Annotated in this window: 20 protein-coding genes; 10 read left to right on the top strand and 10 right to left on the bottom strand. The window is 44.6% G+C overall.

Translation table 11 applies throughout. The features are described from left to right. Nucleotides 1-70: 70 nt before the first annotated feature. The 4 genes from frr to rpsB all read right to left on the bottom strand — a co-directional run bounded on the left by frr (nt 71) and on the right by rpsB (nt 3,338). The gene (frr, locus tag AB6D93_RS12365; RefSeq protein WP_017060741.1) at nt 71-628 is read right to left on the bottom strand and encodes a ribosome recycling factor; all 558 of its coding nucleotides are present in this window, start codon (nt 626-628) and stop codon (nt 71-73) included. A 98-nt stretch (nt 629-726) separates the two neighbouring features. Beyond that, on the bottom strand, nt 727-1,458 hold the full coding sequence (gene pyrH, locus AB6D93_RS12360; protein ID WP_017060742.1) for a UMP kinase: 732 nt from the start codon (nt 1,456-1,458) through the stop codon (nt 727-729). A 161-nt stretch (nt 1,459-1,619) separates the two neighbouring features. Then, a complete protein-coding gene (tsf, locus tag AB6D93_RS12355) occupies nt 1,620-2,465 on the bottom strand; it encodes a translation elongation factor Ts (protein WP_017063361.1) in 846 nt (281 codons plus the stop codon). Between the two features lie 141 nt (nt 2,466-2,606). Then, entirely contained in the window at nt 2,607-3,338 is a 732-nt protein-coding gene (rpsB, locus tag AB6D93_RS12350; protein WP_032546326.1) for a 30S ribosomal protein S2, read from the bottom strand. 458 nt (nt 3,339-3,796) lie between these two features. Here rpsB and map point away from each other — a divergent pair, with 458 nt between their 5' ends. The 3 genes from map to AB6D93_RS12335 all read left to right on the top strand — a co-directional run bounded on the left by map (nt 3,797) and on the right by AB6D93_RS12335 (nt 7,983). After that, nucleotides 3,797-4,675 carry a type I methionyl aminopeptidase gene (map, locus tag AB6D93_RS12345; RefSeq protein WP_102333429.1) on the top strand — a complete coding sequence of 293 codons (879 nt, stop codon included), beginning with the start codon at nt 3,797-3,799 and terminating at the stop codon, nt 4,673-4,675. A 138-nt stretch (nt 4,676-4,813) separates the two neighbouring features. Further along, nucleotides 4,814-7,435, top strand: coding sequence for a bifunctional uridylyltransferase/uridylyl-removing protein GlnD (glnD, locus tag AB6D93_RS12340; protein WP_017069386.1), 2,622 nt, complete (start codon nt 4,814-4,816; stop codon nt 7,433-7,435). 164 nt (nt 7,436-7,599) lie between these two features. Next, nucleotides 7,600-7,983 carry a DUF3461 family protein gene (locus AB6D93_RS12335; protein ID WP_017107178.1) on the top strand — a complete coding sequence of 128 codons (384 nt, stop codon included), beginning with the start codon at nt 7,600-7,602 and terminating at the stop codon, nt 7,981-7,983. 142 nt (nt 7,984-8,125) lie between these two features. Here the strand turns inward: AB6D93_RS12335 and truC are convergent, their stop codons facing one another. After that, nucleotides 8,126-8,875: a tRNA pseudouridine(65) synthase TruC gene (gene truC, locus AB6D93_RS12330; RefSeq protein ID WP_065583999.1), complete on the bottom strand. Its 750-nt coding sequence runs from the start codon at nt 8,873-8,875 to the stop codon at nt 8,126-8,128. Continuing rightward, nucleotides 8,875-9,189 carry a YqcC family protein gene (locus AB6D93_RS12325; protein ID WP_017072007.1) on the bottom strand — a complete coding sequence of 105 codons (315 nt, stop codon included), beginning with the start codon at nt 9,187-9,189 and terminating at the stop codon, nt 8,875-8,877. The genes truC and AB6D93_RS12325 overlap by 1 nt, the downstream gene beginning before the upstream one ends. Nucleotides 9,190-9,276: 87 nt before the next feature. Here AB6D93_RS12325 and AB6D93_RS12320 point away from each other — a divergent pair, with 87 nt between their 5' ends. Further along, nucleotides 9,277-10,317, top strand: coding sequence for a DUF3549 family protein (locus tag AB6D93_RS12320; RefSeq protein ID WP_017060747.1), 1,041 nt, complete (start codon nt 9,277-9,279; stop codon nt 10,315-10,317). Nucleotides 10,318-10,401: 84 nt separating this feature from the next. After that, nucleotides 10,402-10,710 carry a DUF3301 domain-containing protein gene (locus AB6D93_RS12315; protein WP_017060748.1) on the top strand — a complete coding sequence of 103 codons (309 nt, stop codon included), beginning with the start codon at nt 10,402-10,404 and terminating at the stop codon, nt 10,708-10,710. Here AB6D93_RS12315 and AB6D93_RS12310 read toward each other — a convergent pair. Next, on the bottom strand, nt 10,676-11,194 hold the full coding sequence (locus tag AB6D93_RS12310; protein ID WP_017060749.1) for a GNAT family N-acetyltransferase: 519 nt from the start codon (nt 11,192-11,194) through the stop codon (nt 10,676-10,678). The genes AB6D93_RS12315 and AB6D93_RS12310 overlap by 35 nt on opposite strands. Nucleotides 11,195-11,962: 768 nt before the next feature. Here AB6D93_RS12310 and AB6D93_RS12305 point away from each other — a divergent pair. Both AB6D93_RS12305 and AB6D93_RS12300 read left to right on the top strand, forming a co-directional pair. Next, entirely contained in the window at nt 11,963-12,250 is a 288-nt protein-coding gene (locus AB6D93_RS12305) for a hypothetical protein (protein WP_017069390.1), read from the top strand. 54 nt (nt 12,251-12,304) lie between these two features. Continuing rightward, nucleotides 12,305-12,748 (top strand): YaiI/YqxD family protein, encoded by a 444-nt coding sequence (locus tag AB6D93_RS12300; protein WP_017063355.1) that lies wholly within the window; start codon nt 12,305-12,307, stop codon nt 12,746-12,748. Nucleotides 12,749-12,860: 112 nt separating this feature from the next. On the opposite strand, the gene AB6D93_RS12295 is transcribed toward AB6D93_RS12300, so the two are convergent. The 3 genes from AB6D93_RS12295 to AB6D93_RS12285 form a co-directional block, all read right to left on the bottom strand. Further along, nucleotides 12,861-14,447: an AbgT family transporter gene (locus AB6D93_RS12295; RefSeq protein ID WP_017069391.1), complete on the bottom strand. Its 1,587-nt coding sequence runs from the start codon at nt 14,445-14,447 to the stop codon at nt 12,861-12,863. A gap of 387 nt (nt 14,448-14,834) precedes the next feature. Further along, nucleotides 14,835-14,960, bottom strand: a complete 126-nt coding sequence (gene ykgO, locus AB6D93_RS12290; RefSeq protein ID WP_083190210.1) for a type B 50S ribosomal protein L36 — start codon at nt 14,958-14,960, stop codon at nt 14,835-14,837. A 1-nt stretch (nt 14,961) separates the two neighbouring features. Next, the gene (locus AB6D93_RS12285) at nt 14,962-15,222 is read right to left on the bottom strand and encodes a type B 50S ribosomal protein L31 (protein ID WP_102333428.1); all 261 of its coding nucleotides are present in this window, start codon (nt 15,220-15,222) and stop codon (nt 14,962-14,964) included. Between the two features lie 124 nt (nt 15,223-15,346). Between AB6D93_RS12285 and tsaA the strand changes: the two genes are divergently transcribed. From tsaA to AB6D93_RS12270, 3 genes are all read left to right on the top strand, one after another. Continuing rightward, nucleotides 15,347-16,042, top strand: coding sequence for a tRNA (N6-threonylcarbamoyladenosine(37)-N6)-methyltransferase TrmO (gene tsaA, locus AB6D93_RS12280; RefSeq protein ID WP_102333427.1), 696 nt, complete (start codon nt 15,347-15,349; stop codon nt 16,040-16,042). A gap of 101 nt (nt 16,043-16,143) precedes the next feature. Next, nucleotides 16,144-17,859 carry a proline--tRNA ligase gene (locus AB6D93_RS12275; protein ID WP_102333426.1) on the top strand — a complete coding sequence of 572 codons (1,716 nt, stop codon included), beginning with the start codon at nt 16,144-16,146 and terminating at the stop codon, nt 17,857-17,859. Between the two features lie 153 nt (nt 17,860-18,012). Further along, a partial coding sequence (locus AB6D93_RS12270) for an ISL3 family transposase (protein WP_372159173.1) occupies nt 18,013-18,817 on the top strand: 805 nt, incomplete at its 3' end.

Raw genomic sequence — 18,817 nt, 5'->3', positions numbered from 1 at the left:
AACAGAGTAGCATAAAAAAACGCTGCACCGTGAGTACAGCGTTTTTCCGGAAAGAAAAGAATATGGAAAATTAAACTTCCATCAACTCTTTTTCTTTAACAGCTAGAACTTCGTCTACGTTCTTAACCGCAGCGTCAGTTAGCTTTTGAATTTCGTCTTGTGCTTTACGATCTTCATCTTCAGAGATTTCTTTATCTTTAAGAAGTGCTTTTAGATCGCCATTCGCGTCACGACGGATGTTACGGATAGCAACACGGCCACCTTCAGCTTCGCCACGAACGATTTTAACTAGGTCTTTACGACGCTCTTCCGTTAGCGGTGGAAGTGGAACACGGATAACCGTACCAGCAGACATAGGGTTTAGGCCTAGGTCAGATGTCAGGATTGCTTTTTCAACTAGAGGAGTCAGTGTTTTATCAAACACTGTAATAGCTAGTGTACGTGCATCTTCAGCGATAACGTTAGCTACTTGAGTCAAAGGCGTTGGAGCACCGTAGTACTCAACAGTAAGACCAGAAAGTAGGCTCGGGTGCGCACGGCCTGTACGAATCTTTTGCAGGCTGTTTTTTAGTGCATCAACACTTTTTACCATGCGCTCTTGAGCGTCTTTTTTGATTTCGTTAATCACAATTTCACCTTGATTATGTTCTTTCTTCAAGAAAGCTTTTTATTTGGAGTGATAAGGATAAGCTTACCAAGGTACAACACCTCAGTAAGCCCGAAAAATTAGTCAGCGTCGCTGATTAATGTACCTTCAGTTTCACCCATAACCACGCGACGTAGTGCGCCTGGTTTATTCATGTTAAATACACGGATTGGCATTTTGTGATCACGTGCTAGCGTAAATGCAGCCAAGTCCATTACTTTAAGTTCTTTATCAAGAACCGTGTTGTAAGACAACGTATCATACAACTCTGCGTCTGGGTTTGCTACAGGGTCAGAAGTAAATACACCATCTACTTTTGTCGCTTTTAGAACTACGTCAGCTTCGATTTCGATACCACGTAGACATGCAGCAGAATCCGTAGTGAAGAATGGGTTACCCGTACCAGCAGAGAAGATCACAACGCGACCTTGACGTAGTTGGCTGATTGCATCTGCCCAGTTGTAGTCGTCACACACACCTTTAAGAGGGATTGCAGACATTACACGTGCGTTTACGTAAGCACGGTGAAGAGCGTCACGCATTGCAAGGCCGTTCATTACCGTTGCAAGCATACCCATGTGGTCACCAACAACGCGGTTCATGCCAGCTTCAGCAAGACCAGCACCACGGAACAAGTTACCGCCACCGATAACAACACCAACTTGAACGCCTAGTTCAACCAATTCTTTTACTTCTTGAGCCATACGATCAAGGATCGTTGGGTCAATACCAAAACCTTCTTCGCCTTGTAGCGCTTCACCGCTAAGTTTTAACAGAATACGTTGATACACTGGTTTAGGGTTCGTAGTCATGGAGTTTACCTTCCAAAGAGTTGATGATTAACAGTCATGGATAAAAACTGAGTAAGTCAGTTTGCATTCATAACCACTAACGTTGCCTTCAAAAATAGTTCACTATTCATAAAAAGACCGCAGCATTTGCCACGGTCTTTTTTCAAACAATACGCTAAGGATTAACCTTTTTGTACCGCTGCAACTTCGTCAGCGAAGCTCATTTCAGCAGCTTTCTCGATACCTTCACCAACTTCTAGACGTACGAAGTTAGATACTGCAGCGCCTTTTTCTTTAAGGATTTCGCCAACAGTTTTCTTAGGTTCCATGATGAAAGCTTGACCAGTTAGAGAGATTTCGCCCGTGAATTTCTTCATACGGCCGATAACCATTTTCTCAGCGATCTCTTGAGGCTTGCCTTCGTTCATAGCGATTTCAACTTGAACTTCTTTCTCTTTAGCAACTACGTCTGCTGGTACGTCTTCTGGGTTAACAAACTCAGGACGAGAAGCAGCAACGTGCATAGCAACGTGCTTAAGAGTTTCAGCTTCGCCTTCACCAGCTACAACAACACCGATTTTCTCACCGTGACGGTAAGAAGCTAGTGCAGCACCTTCAACGTAAGCTACGCGACGGATGTTGATGTTTTCGCCGATTTTAGCAACTAGAGCAACGCGAGTTTCTTCGAACTGTGCTTGTAGCTCTTCTACAGAAGCTTTAGAAGCTACGGCTGCAGCTGCAACTTCTTCTGCAAACGCAGTGAAGCTAGCATCTTTTGCTACGAAGTCAGTTTGGCAGTTAACTTCAAGAAGAACAGCTACACCGTTCTCTTCTTTGATGATGATTGCGCCTTCAGCAGCAACGTTACCAGCTTTCTTAGCTGCTTTCGCTGCGCCAGATTTACGCATGTTTTCAATTGCTAGTTCGATGTCAGCGTTTGCTTCTACAAGCGCTTTCTTACATTCCATCATGCCAGCGCCAGTGCGCTCGCGAAGTTCTTTAACTAGAGCAGCAGTTACAGTTGCCATTCTCTATTCCTCGGTTGATTCGAAAATAAGGTAAAAATCAGGGGCCAAAATGAGGCCCCCGATCTAACTATAACTTAGCTTACATTTAATAAAGATTTCAAAATCTATATTAGCTAAGCCAAGCGTGATTCAGAGCCGCTATTATTCAGCTTCTACAAAACCATCTTTTTCAGCAGCTACAGCAGCAACGTCTTTGTTACGACCTTCTTTAACCGCGTCTGCAGCAGCGTTTAGGTAAAGCTGTACTGCACGGATTGCATCGTCGTTACCTGGGATAACGAAGTCAACGCCGTCTGGGTTAGAGTTAGTATCAACTACAGCGTAAACTGGGATACCTAGGTTGTTTGCTTCTTTAACTGCGATGTGTTCGTGATCAGCATCGATTACGAATAGAGCGTCTGGTAGGCCGCCCATGTTCTTGATACCACCAAGAGACTTCTCTAGCTTCTCCATTTCACGAGTGCGCATTAGAGCTTCTTTCTTAGTTAGCTTGTCGAAAGTACCGTCTTGAGCTTGCGCTTCAAGTTCTTTCAGACGCTTGATAGACTGACGAACAGTTTTGTAGTTCGTTAGCATACCGCCTAACCAGCGGTTGTTAACGTAGAACTGGTTGCTGTTTACAGCAGCTTCTTTAACAGCTTCAGATGCAGCGCGCTTAGTACCAACGAAAAGAACTTTACCTTTCTTCTCACCAACTTTAGCGATTTCTGCTAGAGCTTCGTTGAACATTGGTACAGTTTTTTCTAGGTTGATGATATGTACTTTGTTACGAGCACCAAAGATGAATGGCTTCATTTTTGGGTTCCAGTAACGAGTTTGGTGACCGAAGTGAACACCAGCTTTAAGCATATCGCGCATTGATACAGTTGCCATTTTAAAATCCTCTATGGGGTTAGGCCTCCACATCCCCCATGAATCCGACCCCTAACAACTAACCACTTTTCAGCCGTTATCTGTGTTGTTGAGGCACCCCGGAACATGTGTCGGAATGTGTGTGATTTAAAGAAATAAGTTAGTGGACATAAAGCTTGTTTCGCCAATTGGAGAAAACAGTCCTGATGTCCGGCGCGCTTTATACCATATTTTGTCTATCTATGGCTAGAAAAAATTCTAAAAATGGCGACTGCTATACTGATCTCTAAAGGTAAATTTTCTCTAAAAAATAGTGTCTATATCAAGCAGGTTCTGCACCATTAAACCGAACATTATCCACTCAGATTGAGCAGTATCCACCAATATTGTACGGACATGGTAATGTTGCGCTAAAATGCTGCACTGATAGAATAGCCCCAATATGCACACTTAGGTGCTACCAAATTAAGAGATATGCAATGGCTGTAAAAATTAAAACTGCTGAAGAAATCGAAAAAATGCGCGTTGCCGGCAAACTGGCCGCTGAAATTCTAGAGATGATTGAACCTCACATCCAAGTAGGTACAACGACAGAAGAACTGAACAAAATCTGTCACGAGTACGCTCTAGAAAGAGGCGCATACTCAGCACCACTCGATTACCACGGTTTCCCTAAGTCTATCTGTACGTCTATCAATCATATTGTGTGTCACGGCATTCCCGCGTCACAAGACGAGACGGGTAGCACAGGTCAATTCAAACCTGCGGTACTCAAAGATGGCGACATTCTGAACGTTGATATCACAGTTATCATCCCTGATGACGCAAATGCCGATCTTAGTACTCGCCCTCAAGGCTACCACGGTGACACCTCTAAGATGTTCCTAGTGGGTGAGGTTTCACCTGCAAACAAGCGTCTGTGCATGGTTGCTCAAGAAGCACTTTACGAAGGCATGCGCCAAGTTAAGCCAGGTGTTCAACTTGGTCAAATCGGTACTGCTATCGAGAAGTACATCAAAACAAACAACAAGAACAACCCACGCGCTAAGTTCTCTATTGTTAAAGATTACTGTGGTCACGGCATTGGTTCTGAATTCCACGAAGATCCACAAGTAGTTCACTACAAGAACAGCGATCGCACCGTGCTAAAAGCAGGCATGTGCTTCACTATCGAGCCAATGATCAACGCGGGTAAGTTTGGCTGTCGTCTTGATGACGAAGATAGCTGGACAGTATACACAGCAGACAGCAAGAACTCGGCTCAATGGGAGCACACTCTGGTTGTAACTGATACTGGTTGTGAAGTACTAACACTGCGCAGCGATGATACAATCCCACGTATCATGAAGAACGCTTAGTTCACCGAACTGAGCGCATCAGCCTTTTAAAAATATCCTCGCATTGTCGAGGATATTTTTTATCCACTCAATTTCGATTTTCCATCAGCTTCTGTTAAATTGTTTACTATTCTCATTTGCTTGCACGGATAGCAGACTATGCCTTATCAATGCCCTCTTACGTTCAATGACGAACAAATTGAAATCTGCGAATTAAAAAATCAGCTCGAGATCTTCACGCAGTATCAAAAAAATGAATTTCTGAACCACCATCCCGTCACCGATTTGGTTCTACTGCGCTCCGAATACATGGATTTACTTCTCAATCGTTTGTGGGAAAATTTCGGATTCAACAAACTGCCTCATATTTCACTTGTCGCAGTGGGTGGTTATGGTCGTGGCGAACTGCATCCTTTGTCTGACATTGATATTCTCATTGTCTCGCAAAAAACACTACCACCAGCTCTTGGTGAAAAGGTCAGTCAATTCATTACTCTACTTTGGGATTTAAAGCTCGAAGTTGGCCATGCTGTGCGAACTATTACTGAGTGTCTCGATATCGGCACCGATGATTTAACCGTCGCGACCAACCTACAAGAGTCGCGATTGTTATGTGGTAGTGAAGACACTTTCCAAGAACTAAAACTGAAGATTCATTCCGATTCATTTTGGCCAAGTGAGACGTTTTACAAAGCCAAGATTCAAGAACAGAGAGAGCGTCATGCTCGCTACCACGACACCACTTATAATTTAGAACCGGACATCAAATCGACTCCGGGAGGGCTCAGAGACATCCATACCCTGAGCTGGGTTGCGCGTCGCCACTTCGGCGCGACCTCTTTGTTAGAGATGAGCAAATACGGCTTTCTGACCGATGCTGAATATCGTGAGCTCGTTGAGTGCCAAGATTTTTTATGGCGTGTTCGCTTTGCATTGCATATTGAACTGCGCCGTTACGACAACCGTTTAACGTTCGCGCATCAAGCTCAAGTCGCTGAACATCTGGGTTATACGGGTGAAGGAAACCGTGGTGTTGAGATGATGATGAAAGAGTTCTACCGAACCCTTCGTCGTGTTGCTGAACTGAATAAGATGCTGCTTAAGCTGTTCGATCAAGCGATCATCAATGGCGGTCAAACCCAAGACGCTGAAATTCTCGATAGTGATTTCCAACGTCGAGGTTCGTTGATCGAAGCGCGCAAGCCTGCCCTATTCCAAGCAAGACCAGAAACCATTCTCGATATGTTCATCCATATCGCCAATGACTCGACTATCGAAGGGGTAAGTCCACCAACATTGCGACAACTGCGTACGGCACGCCGTCGATTGAACCGATTCCTGCATACCATTCCTGAAGCTCGTGACAAGTTCATGGATCTAGTTCGCCACCCTAATGCCCTGCACAAAGCCTTTAGCTTAATGCACAAATTGGGCGTGCTCTCTGCGTACTTACCGCAGTGGAGCCAGATCGTTGGTCAGATGCAGTTTGACCTATTCCATGTTTACACCGTGGATGAGCACAGTATCCGCCTGCTCAAGCACATCAACCGCTTTGGTCAAATCGAAAACCACGATAAGCACCCTATCTGCTGTGAAGTCTATCCTCGAGTACAGAAGAAAGAGTTGCTGATCCTTGCCGCTATCTTCCATGACATCGGCAAAGGCCGCGGCGGAGACCACTCTGAGATAGGTGCGGTTGAGGCTTACTCTTTCTGTATTGAACACGGGCTATCGAAGCCTGAAGCCAAACAAGTCGCGTGGTTGGTACAAAATCACCTATTGATGTCAGTAACGGCTCAACGTCGTGATATCTACGACCCAGATGTGATCACCGAATTCGCCAAAAAAGTGCGTGATGAAGAATCACTCGAGCTACTGGTTTGTTTAACCGTTGCCGATATCTGTGCGACTAACCCTGAGCTATGGAACAGTTGGAAACGAACCCTGTTAGCTGAGCTGTTCCACTCAACGCAGCGAGCACTGCGCCGCGGCTTGGAAAACCCTGTCGATGTCAGAGACCGTATTCGTCACAACCAACAAATGGCATCAGCACTGCTGCGTAAAGAAGGCTTCACCGCTCGTGAGATTGAAGTGTTGTGGCAACGCTTTAAGGCCGATTATTTCTTGCGTCACACACATAAACAAATCGCTTGGCACTGTGAGCACTTACTTCGCCTAGAAGACCCAAGCCAACCGTTAGTGCTGATCAGTAAGAAAGCGACGCGCGGTGGCACAGAAGTGTTCGTTTATTGTAAAGACCAAGCAGCACTGTTTGCGACCGTGGTTGCCGAACTCGACAGACGTAACTTTAACGTTCATGACGCGCAGGTCATGGTTAGCAAAGATGGTCATGTTTTGGATACCTTTATCGTACTAGACCAGCACGGCGAAGCGATTGATGAAGCAAGACACAAAGCCGTTGCTAAACATCTGACTCACGTTCTAGCTGATGGTCGTCCAACTAAAATTAGAACACGCAGAACGCCGCGTAACTTACAGCACTTCAAGGTAAAGACTCTGGTCGAATTCCTACCGACCAAGAGCAAGAAACGCACCTTGATGGAACTCAGAGCATTGGACACGCCGGGATTACTGGCTCAAGTCGGTGCAACCTTTGCTGAGTTAGACATCAATTTGCACGGCGCTAAAATTACCACCATCGGCGAACGTGCAGAAGATTTGTTTATTCTGACTAGTGAAGCGGGAGGAAGGCTATCTGAAGAGCAGGAACAAGCGCTAAGAGAAAGATTGACGGAGCATGTTTCGGAACTTGCGCCCTAAAAACAGAATCTAATCATCAGATAAGTGTGGGTAAAGATAGAGAGCGATCTTGCCCACAACTTACAATCAATTCCCATATATCAACTATCTAGCTCGTCGTTAGGCTGCTACATTGATCAAGTCAATTACATAAAAGTATTACATTCATAAACTAGAGGTCGCTTATGTATCCAAACCTCACTGGCTTAGGTATCCACGAACCTAAACAGATTGAACGTTACTCCCTTCGCCAAGAAGCTCACAAAGATATTCTTAAGATTTACTTCCGTAAACAGAAAGGCGAACTGTTCGCGAAAAGCGTTAAGTTTAAGTATCCACGACAAGTAAAAAGTGTGCTTGTTAGCGGTGGCAACAATCAATACAAAGAAGTGACCGAGATTAACCGTAATCTCACACTTGTAATTGATGAGCTCAATAAGATCACCAAGCCGATTCCAACTGCAGAAGTCGATGTGAAACAGAAAATTCTTACTGACTTACGTCACCTAGAGAAAGTGGTATCGAGCAAGATCGCAGAGATCGAAGCGGATCTAGAAAAGCTAAAATGATCCCGCGATTCACGGTTAGCTATGAACTGGTAACAACTAAATGTTAACTACCCGTTCAAATTGCACAGACATTAAAAAGGGCTGATATCACTATCAGCCCTTTATTTTTTCTTCTGTCTACGTTGACTAGACACGTGTGCGTTTACTTAGACAAACATACTCCAGCATTCACTAAGTTGGTATCCCACTCAAAGGTTTCAAATAACCTTAACCACGTTTCATCTAGGTTGGCCTTCATCACTAACTCTTTTTTAGTGAAAGGATGAATGAAGCGCAATTCAGAAGCATGCAGCAACAGACGGTGTGAGTCTAAATCATCACGAAACAATCGGTTATGTTTACCATCACCATGTGAAGTATCGCCGACAATCGGGTGTCTTAGGTGAGCCATATGACGACGCAGCTGATGTTTACGTCCTGTCTTTGGCATCATCTCAACTAAGCAGTAACGACTGGTAGGAAAGCGACCAGTTGAATACGGTACTTCGACTTTCGCTAACGGCTCGTAAACGGTGACAGCTTCTTGTGGTTCTTTGTCTTCTTTCGCGAACTTATCGGCGATCTTATCCAGTTCAACCTTAAGCGCATAATCGAGCGTATCGCCCTCTTCTATCCACCCACGCACAATCGCATGATAGGTTTTTTGCATCTCGTGGTTGGCGAACATCGGCATCACCTCAGAGGCAACCTCACTCGACAGTGCAAACACCAACACACCAGATGTAGGTCGGTCTAAACGATGCAGAGGAAAGACATGCTGACCAATTTGGTCGCGCAGAGTCTGCATCACAAACTGAGTCTCGTGTTTATCCAACCATGAGCGATGCACTAGCATACCCGCAGGCTTATTCACTGCGACAAAATACTCATCTTGATAAATGATCTCTAACATTACGCGCATACCTCATCAATGCTCAGAATCGTCACTAGCAATTCCGCTTTCTCTGCCTCATTTTTCCACACTTCACCAAAATAAGGATGAATAGCAAAGCCTTTAGGTAGGCTCATTTGTGCATCCATCATTGCGTTGATCTTAACGATGAAGATCCACTGCAACCACTCTTCAGGTTGTAACGAATCAATAGCAAAAGGTTCAACGCTCGCCAGAGCTTCATCCGAAGGCGGAAGAACACTCCATAGAGAACATTGGCGCATTTGTTGTTCTAATTGTTGAAGTAAAAGAGGTAACTTTGTGGCTGCTGTCATTTTTCACCAAGTTATTTATCTAGTGACCTTGAAATTGGGGCATAGAGTACCATCTATTTAGGAAAGAAAGTTAGGAGCTTTATTACTATGGAAACGATTCACACGCTCACTCAGTTGCTAAAGAATAGCGGTTGCCAATACGATATCTACGACCTCGGTCGCCGTATCCAGAAGATCGACAACACCCTATTCTCTGATGTTGAGCAGGGGAAACAGCCATACCCGTTTCCACTTCAAAAACAAGCTCACTTAGCGATTAGCTACTGGAACGAACACAAGCAGCCTTGGATCTGGTTCCTAAAATTCAAACTGGACGAAAGAGGCCTATTACATCAAGGTGATGTCGGCAATTTCCTTAAGTTTGTTATCGAAGCGATGGGCACACGTTTGAACGGTGAGATCAGCGAAGAGCAACAACAAAAGCTGTCAAACAACCCATATACCTTCAAGCCTTCAGAAGACAAAATGGCCGTGTTCCATAGCCAAGTAAGAGCAGGTTTAGACCTTGCAACGAGCCAATACTACGAACACGCTCAACACTACTTCACAGGCGATCTAGGCTGGGACAACTGGAAAACCGTTGGCCTACAAGGCATCACTGATATGTGTGCTCGTTTAGGCAGCCAACAAAATGGTGTCGCGATTCGCAAAGCATTGAATAAGCTGCCTTCAGAACCTCTATACGCGACTCTCGGGGCGCTTGAGCATACGCAAATCAATGACAAGCTCGCTCAACGCTTACAAGAAATGGCAGAGAATGAGATTAACAGTCAAGAGCCAGATCTGTTCTTACTGTCAGCACTGGTACGTGCCCTTTCTGGCGCAGAGCAAAGCACAACCAACGCCGTAATTAACCAAGTTCTGGCTAGCCCGCGCTTAAGCCACCAAGAAGTATTGATTGGTTTGGCTGGTCGCAGCTGGCACGCACTGCAAGATCCTGCGATTGCTGAGCAGTTCTTGCTGCGTCTCGCACAAACGGGCAACCAAAACTTGTTCAATCAGTTATTTGCAGATTTAGTGATGATTCCGACACTGAGAATGGTATTTTTACCATTATTGAACTCGAACCCATCACCAGAACTCGCCAATGCACTTGTAGAATTACAACAAGCGGCTAAGTCGCAATAGATACCAGACAGAACAGCTCAGTAGCTCATAACAAAAAGCTCAAATCACGAACGGAATAGAGAGATAAAAGGAAGTATGGATTAAATGATAGATAACTTATTGGCTATTTTGATGCTGTGCTTCTTTTGCTTTCTGTTTTGGCAACAGCGCAGGCAATCCGAGCTTGCGAAAGCTGCCATTGCGAGAAAATGTAAAGAGCTCGACTTACAGCTATTAAGTGTTGCCTTTAGTGGTCATAAACTTAAGATGCGCCATGAGCTCACCACCATTTGGCGCTGGCACACCGTGTATCAATTTGAGTTTTCAGCGTTAGGTGATGACCTGTACCAAGGGAAACTGACCATGGTGGGCTTCCGTTCTATGCGGTTTGAGCTACAGCCTCATAGAATGTAACGTCGCAATACGCGGTATAACTATATTCATGATAAGGGCCAAACTGATCTTGTTTGGTCTCTTTAAATGCAAAGCCTAACTTTTCAAGTAACTTAATTGATGGGTTATGACCAACATTAACGGTCGCGACAACATTCGTTAGGTGTTCTTCAAAACAAACCAAACTAAAGAAAGGTTTTAGCACTTCACTAGCAAGGCCTTGATTCCAAAACTCCTTGTCCAGAATAAATCCCAGTTCATGCTTCCCTTCTTCAGACGAAACAAACAAATGCCCGAGGTATTCGCGGGTTTGGTTGTGGATAATGGCTCGGCAAAAACCAACGTTGTCGTTCAGTATTTCTTGAAATAGGTGTTTTGCAGAGGCAATAGAATGCGGCCCGTTCATTTCAGCACGATTGATGGGGCAGCAATTCAACTTGATAAAGTCATGTTCTAACTGCTCGGTATAAGGTACCAACAGCGTTCTTGAGGTTGCTATCGTCATAAAACACTCCTTGTGTTGACCATTAGCAAAAAAGCAGATGTCGCGTGCTTAGATAAAAGCTCCTGAATTAAAGAGAGCCCCTAGATAGAGAAAAAGCCTTAGGAAAAGAAAAGCCCCGACACCGAAGTGTCAGGGCTAGGGTCTTACTCGCAGCAGTCCGGCTACTAATTAATGCTCCATGCATCATCCATAATAGTGGCTGTAATCCTTCAGCTCTTTCCTTTACTTCGCCGTCCTAGCGGTGTCCAATCATCCTGAAAGCTAACAATCCTAGTTAGCGCACATCACTTGTTCCGTGAGCGGTGTCCTTTACATCGTCCTGATGCTAATCCAACCCTTTAATCCTAAAGGTGTCCATTGTCATTCCGTTGCAGCTAACTTCCTGTTAACTGACTGTATCCCTACAATGTCCTTACGCTCCATGCTTGATCACTCAATCCTAAGTAACCAAATCTTCATCCTGAAGATAACCAAATCCTTGGTGCTTTCCTGTTCCGTGTCAGAATCCTTCCGACAAGGTTTAATTTACGCGATTTAGGATTTCGGACAATAGATTTGCATCACATTTTGAATTCAAGAAAGTTGTTAATTATATAAAACAATTAAAATTCAACACCTTAACCATGTGCACATCAATCTCTCTAGCGATGTATTCGTGTTATCTCACAACCTTTGTAAGAGATCTCTCACAAGCCATGGGCGGTTTTATGATTCGCTATCATTCACCAGAGCGAGTAAAATGACTAAAGACTAAAAATGGAGATCAACATGCTGACAAAAGATGTTTCTGAAGAGTTGAAATCAGTGCTTGAAGGACTGCAAGCGCAAGGGAAAGAGCCGACAGTTGCTTTAGTTAAGGCTCGTATGAGCACATCCGTTCCGATGCCCGCTTTAATCACGACCATCAAGAGCTGGAAAAGCGCAAATCGTGTTCCTAAAGTTGAAGTCGCGACACAAGAAGAGCCAGCACTTGATCGTGTTAGCCAACTGGAAAAGCAAATCCTTGAACTCACTGCTCGCGTTGCCATGCTTGAAGCTAAACTAACTGATCAATAAGGCAACTGAGCAATAAGTTGACCGATAAATAAGCTAACAGAGAAATAGAACACTATGAAGATATGGGTTGATGCGGACGCTTGTCCAAAGGTTATCCGAGAAACAATCGTACGCGCAGCTGAGCGCACAGGGGTTGAATGTACCTTTGTGGCAAACCATCTGGTTCCCGTTCCTAAACGCAATAACATTCACTCAATTCAAGTGCCAAGCGGGTTTGATATTGCTGATGATGAAATCGTAAAGCGCACTGAACCCGGCGATCTTGTGATTACATCCGATATCCCTCTGGCTGACGAAGTGATCACTAAAGGTGGGCAAGCACTCAGCTCTCGTGGTGAGCTTTACACCAAAGAGACCATTAAAGCGCGTCTGAACATTCGTGACTTTATGGATACCATGCGCTCAAGTGGCATCCAAACGGGTGGACCAAGTGCCCTTTCTCAAACCGACCGTCGTGAGTTTGCCAACCACTTAGATAGAATTCTAGCCAAACGCTAGCTGGCTCATCCGAGCTTAACCTAGTTCTATCTCTCCATAAAAAATCAAAAAACCTGCAAACAATGCAGGTTTTTTTAATATCAATTAGAAGAAGGTTTCCCCTACTCTACAACTAAGGCGTGTAGTACGTTGCAGCACCTGGACCTACTGGTAGGCCAAATACGAATACCCAAACGTAGAACATTAAGCTCCAACCAACCAAGAATACGATTGAGTATGGAAGCATAGTTGCAATCAGAGTACCGATACCTAGGTTCTTCATGTAACGCGTCGCTACAGCTAGGATAAGACCAAAGTAGCTCATCATTGGCGTAATGATGTTGGTTGTTGAATCACCGATACGGTAAGCCGCTTGAATCGTTTCAGGTGCGTAACCTACTAACATTAGCATTGGAACGAAGATTGGCGCTGTTACTGCCCACTGAGCAGAAGCCGAACCGATCATCAGGTTAATGAAGCCACACATTAGGATGAATGCGAAGAACAACATTGGACCCGTTAGGCCGATATCCTGTAGGAAAGTAGCACCTGCAACTGCGAATACTTGACCGAAGTTAGTCCACTTGAAGAAAGCAACAAACTGAGCAGCGAAGAACACAAGTACGATGTACATGCCCATTGAAGACATAGACTTAGACATTGCATTGATTACATCACGGTCTGTTTTCATTGTGCCGGTAACTTTACCGTAAACAAAACCAGGAACTGCGAAGAATACGAAGATGAACGCTACGATACTTTTCAGGAATGGAGAACCTGAAACCGTACCTGCTGCTGAACGTAGAACACCATCAGCTGGAACAATCGTCCAAGCAAGAAGCGCTGAAACCGCTAGCACTGCGATACCCGCAAACTTAAGGCCTTTCTTCTCAACGTCTGTTAGCTTGCCCATTGAATCATTTGATAAATCTTCAGACGCTTCTTCGTCGTTGTATTTACCCAGTTTTGGTTCAACAATCTTCTCAGTTACAAATGCACCTGTAATCGCGATGAAGAAAGTAGAAACAAACATGAAGTACCAGTTTGATTCAGGACCAACGTTGTAAGTCGGGTCAATCATTTGTGCTGCTGTTGTAGTAATACCAGAAAGCAGCGGGTCAACCGTACCGATTAGAAGGTTTGCAGAGTAACCACCAGATACACCAGCAAATGCTGCCGCTAGACCTGCTAATGGGTGACGACCCAAAGAGTGGAAAAGCATTGCTGCAAGCGGGATAAGTACTACATAGCCAAGCTCTGAAGCCGTGTTAGAGATAATACCTGCGAAAACTACGGTTACCGTAACCATGCGCTTAGATGCGCCCATTACCATGCCACGCATCGCCGCAGATAATAGACCTGAGTGCTCAGCAATCGCTACACCTAGCATTGCAACAAGCACGGTACCTAATGGCGCAAAGCCAACAAAGTTTGTCACTAGATTAGTAACAATGAGCTGTAAGCCTTCAGCATTAAGTAAGCTTACAACGTAGATCATGCCGTCAGCAGCACGACCTGGAGCACCTTCTGGACGAGGGTCCATAACAGAGACTTCAAAATATCCAGCGATACCTGAAGTAACTAGAATAGCGACACAGAAGATTGCGAAAAGAGTGATCGGGTGGGGTAATAGGTTCCCCAAATATTCAACACCATCGAGAAAACGGGTAAAAATAGGTTTCTTTGGCGAGTTGTTTTTTATTGAAGCTGATGAACTCATCAGTTCCCTCCTTGTAGTGATTCCTATGCAATTGTGACAAAAATGTTCAAATTGCCAGCGAAGGGTACGCGACAAAATTATCAATTAGAAATTCAAAATGTTACAAAATGTGTAGAAGACGGCGATTTTTAACTCTATTTGAACAATTAATTAGCAAATAAATCTACATTAAATACAAAATCTAGATTTATAATTCACAATTACACATTCACTACAAATATAAGTGATAGTATAACCCATTGATTCACTTGAAAATAAAACACACCATACGATAAGTTAATACACAATATCCTGTCAGGTTCTTCTCGAGGGAAAAGAAAAACAGACAAATGAATGAAGTTTGACTTTCCCCTCGTTTTTACACTCGCGTCACATCAATTTGACTGACTAATTCTGAACCGCTTTGAATCTCGGATTGGTTTTGCAGATAACATAATGACGACCTCTGCGCTTTACTATCTGGCAATCAGGATGGCGGCTTTTCGCGCTTTTAAGTGATTTCACAACTTTCATTCTATTTCGCTCCCTTACCTAATTGACCAAAACGACGAGTGAAGTTCGCAACGCGTCCCTCTTTATGTAGCACTCGTTGTTTGCCCGTATAGAAAGGATGCGACTTTGGCGACACCTCAATCGTGAAGTAAGGGCAAATATTGCCGACTTCCCATTCGATAGTACGGTCTGTTTTTAGCGTTGAGCCGATTAAGAAGTACTCATCGACACTGGTGTCATGAAAAACCACGGGACGGTAATCTGGATGGATATTCGGTTTCATTGTATTCCCCTTAAATAACCAACTTGATATGTTATAACACTACAAGTGACAATTGTTATCAAAAGAAAAACAAGCGATTTTATGATATTTTTCCGTCTTAATCGTAATCAGAGAACACCCAACTATGTACACAATTGAACCTGTTGGCTTTATTGAGTCTCCTTATAAAGAGAAGTTCGCTGTGCCAAGGCAGCCCAGGTTGGTACCCACATCCACCTCAAGAGTCAGATTGGTTGATGCAGCAAACTGCCTTGAGTCTGTTCGTGATATAGAGCAATTTAGCCATGTTTGGTTGTTGTTTCTGTTCGATAAGAACCTTGAAGCGGGCTGGAAACCAACTGTGAGGCCGCCTCGACTTGGCGGCAATGAACGTATCGGTGTTTTCGCATCACGTGCGACATTCAGACCGAATGGGATTGGTATGTCCGCGGTTGAGCTCAAAGGTGTCTATCAAGAAAAAGGACAAACTTGGTTGGACTTGGGCAGCGTCGATCTCGTTGACGGTACGCCTATCATCGACATCAAACCTTATATCTCCTACTCGGATTCAATTCCCGATGCACTAGGAGGGTTTGCCGCCGATGAACCTGAAGTGTTAGATGTGAACTTCTCTCAGCAAGCCCAAAGTAAGCTGTCTGGTCACCCGCAGGCACGCCATATCATTCAAGTGATCAAAGAAGTGCTTGGTCAAGATCCGCGACCTGCCTATAAAAAAGGCAAGCCTGACAACAAGGAATATGCGGTAAATTTGTTCAATCTTAACGTGAAATTCGTGGTTGAAACGCTTTTCATCAATGTAACTGACATTGAACGCTTTTGAGATCCCAAATAGGCTGATATTATATGCGGCTATATCAGATTTGCTGTGGTTACGAACGACAGCAAGTTTTCTTTTATCAATGATGAAACGGATACCATAGAATGCGTACCAGTAACTACCTTCTTTCTACTCTGAAAGAGACTCCAAACGACGCAGAAGTTATCAGCCACCAGCTGATGCTACGTGCAGGTATGATCCGTAAGCTAGCTTCAGGTTTATATACTTGGCTACCTACTGGTCTACGTGTACTGCGTAAAGTCGAAAATATCGTTCGCCAAGAGATCGATAATGCAGGTGCCGTTGAAATCTTGATGCCCGTAGTTCAACCGTTTGAGCTTTGGGAAGAGACTGGCCGTTCTGAAAAGATGGGGCCTGAGCTACTTCGTTTCACAGACCGTCACTCTCGTCCGTTTGTTCTTAGCCCAACAGCTGAAGAAGTAGTAACGAGCCTAGTACGTAACGAGATCAGCTCTTACAAACAGCTACCTCTAAATCTGTACCAAATCCAGACTAAATTCCGTGATGAGCGCCGCCCTCGTTTTGGCGTAATGCGTGCACGTGAATTCTCTATGATGGATGCGTACAGCTTTGATATCGATAAAGAAGGCTTAGAAAAGTCTTACCAAGCGATGCACGATGCTTACTGTAAAGCATTCGACCGCATGGGCCTTGAGTATCGTCCAGTATTGGCAGACTCTGGCGCAATCGGCGGCAGCGGCTCTCAAGAGTTCCACGTTCTTGCTGAAAGCGGCGAAGACCTAATCGCATTCTCAACTGAGTCAGATTACGCAGCAAACATCGAAAAAGCAGAAGCACTTGCTCCTACTGAAGATGCTGCAGCACCAACTCAAGAGATGGAACTGGTTGATACACCAAACGCGAAAACTATCGCAGAATTGGTAGAGCAACACGGTCTAGCAATCGAGAAGACAGTTAAGACTCTATTCGTTAAAGCTTCTGATGAAGTAGAAGCAGATATTATTGCTCTGATCATCCGTGGTGACCACGAGCTTAACGAAGTGAAAGCAGAGAACCTTCCACAAGTTGCTGCTCCGCTAGAGATGGCTTCTGAAGAAGAAATCCGCGCACTTGTTGGTGCAGGTCCAGGTTCACTTGGCCCTGTTGGCCTAGAGCTACCATTCATCGTTGACCGCTCTGTTGCTGTAATGAGCGACTTTGGCGCTGGCGCAAACGTAGACGGTAAGCACTACTTCGGTATTAACTGGGGTCGTGATGTTGAGCTTGCTCAAATTGAAGATCTACGTAACGTAGTTGAAGGCGACCTAAGCCCATGTGGTCAAGGTACAATCCAACTTAAGCGCGGTATCGAAGTTGGTCACATCTTCCAACTGGGTAATACTTACTCTAAAGCAATGAACTGTAACGTGCTTGGTCCTGACGGCAAGAGCGTAATCCTAGAAATGGGTTGTTACGGTATCGGTGTTTCACGTGTTGTTGCATCTGCTATCGAGCAAAACCACGATAAATTCGGTATCACTTGGCCAGACGCACTAGCACCGTTCCAAGTTGCTATCGTACCAATGAACATGCACAAATCTGAGCGCGTTAAAGAAGCAGCTGAGAAGCTATACGCTGAATTAACAGCTATGGGTATCGAAGTTCTATTCGATGACCGTAAAGAGCGCCCAGGTGTTATGTTTAAAGATATCGAGCTAGTGGGTATTCCTCACACTATCGTTATCGGTGATCGCAGCATGGACGAAGGTAACTTCGAATACAAAAACCGTCGTACTGGTGATAAAGAAGCTATCGCAATGGACACGGTTATCGAGCACCTTAAAGCTCAACTAGCTTAGTAATCCGATTACTCACTAGATAAATATTGAAAGGCTACCATCAGGTGGCCTTTTTTATGGTTCATCGCGGATTAGCGGGAACTAAAAACAAAAACGGTAGTAAGTGATATGGTTTAGTCGCCAAACAAAAATCATACACAAACTACCGTTTTCATGCCGAATCATACTTTCCTATCTTCATTCTGGGAAGGCTTTCAAATAGTAAAGTCTCACCAGACAGCATCACTTATTACCCTGACTCTTAAACCTAACTCTGAGGCTAAGTGCCTTTGTGGTCTCGAGGCCGAGGCTATTCATGAGTATCAATGGCGTCATGTAAAAGAGGCCATGTTGCTCGGTGTTCCTGTTGAACTTTCCGTTCAAACACGAAGAATCAAGTGTCGTGACTGCGGCATAAAAACAGAGTCTCTATCTTGGCTAGAGCCTTATGCTCGCATCACGAAGCGCTTAAAAAGTTATATAGAACAACTGCTGCCTCTTCTTCCCATTAAGCATATCTCCCAGTTAACAAGCGTACATTGGCACACCATTAAAGAGATAGATAAACGCCGACTTCGCCAAGTGGTACCGTCAGTGAAATGGGAGGGGCTAAGGCAACTCGTCATGGATGAGTTCGCTATCTTTAAAGGACATCGGTATGCCACGGTCATCGCTGACGCTAAGACTCACCAAGTTATTTGGATAGGGTTAGGCCGTAGCCGCAAGGACATACGACCGTTCTTCGAGCTGTTAGGCAAGCATGGCAATAATATCGAAGCGGTCGCGATGGACATGAATACGGCTTTTGACCTTGAAGTTCAAGCGCATTGCCCGAACGCAAAAATCGTTTACGACTTATTCCATGTTGTCGCTAAGTTCGGTCGTGAGGTCATGGATAGAGTCAGAGTCGACCAAGCCAACAAGCTCAAGCAAGATAAAAAAGCGAGGCAATGGGTCAAGCGCTCACGCTGGGTGTTGT

The sequence above is a fragment of the Vibrio sp. 10N.247.310.23 genome, assembly GCF_041467155.1.
GTDB lineage: Bacteria > Pseudomonadota > Gammaproteobacteria > Enterobacterales > Vibrionaceae > Vibrio > Vibrio crassostreae_C.
This window is presented reverse-complemented; position numbering and strand designations above follow the sequence as displayed.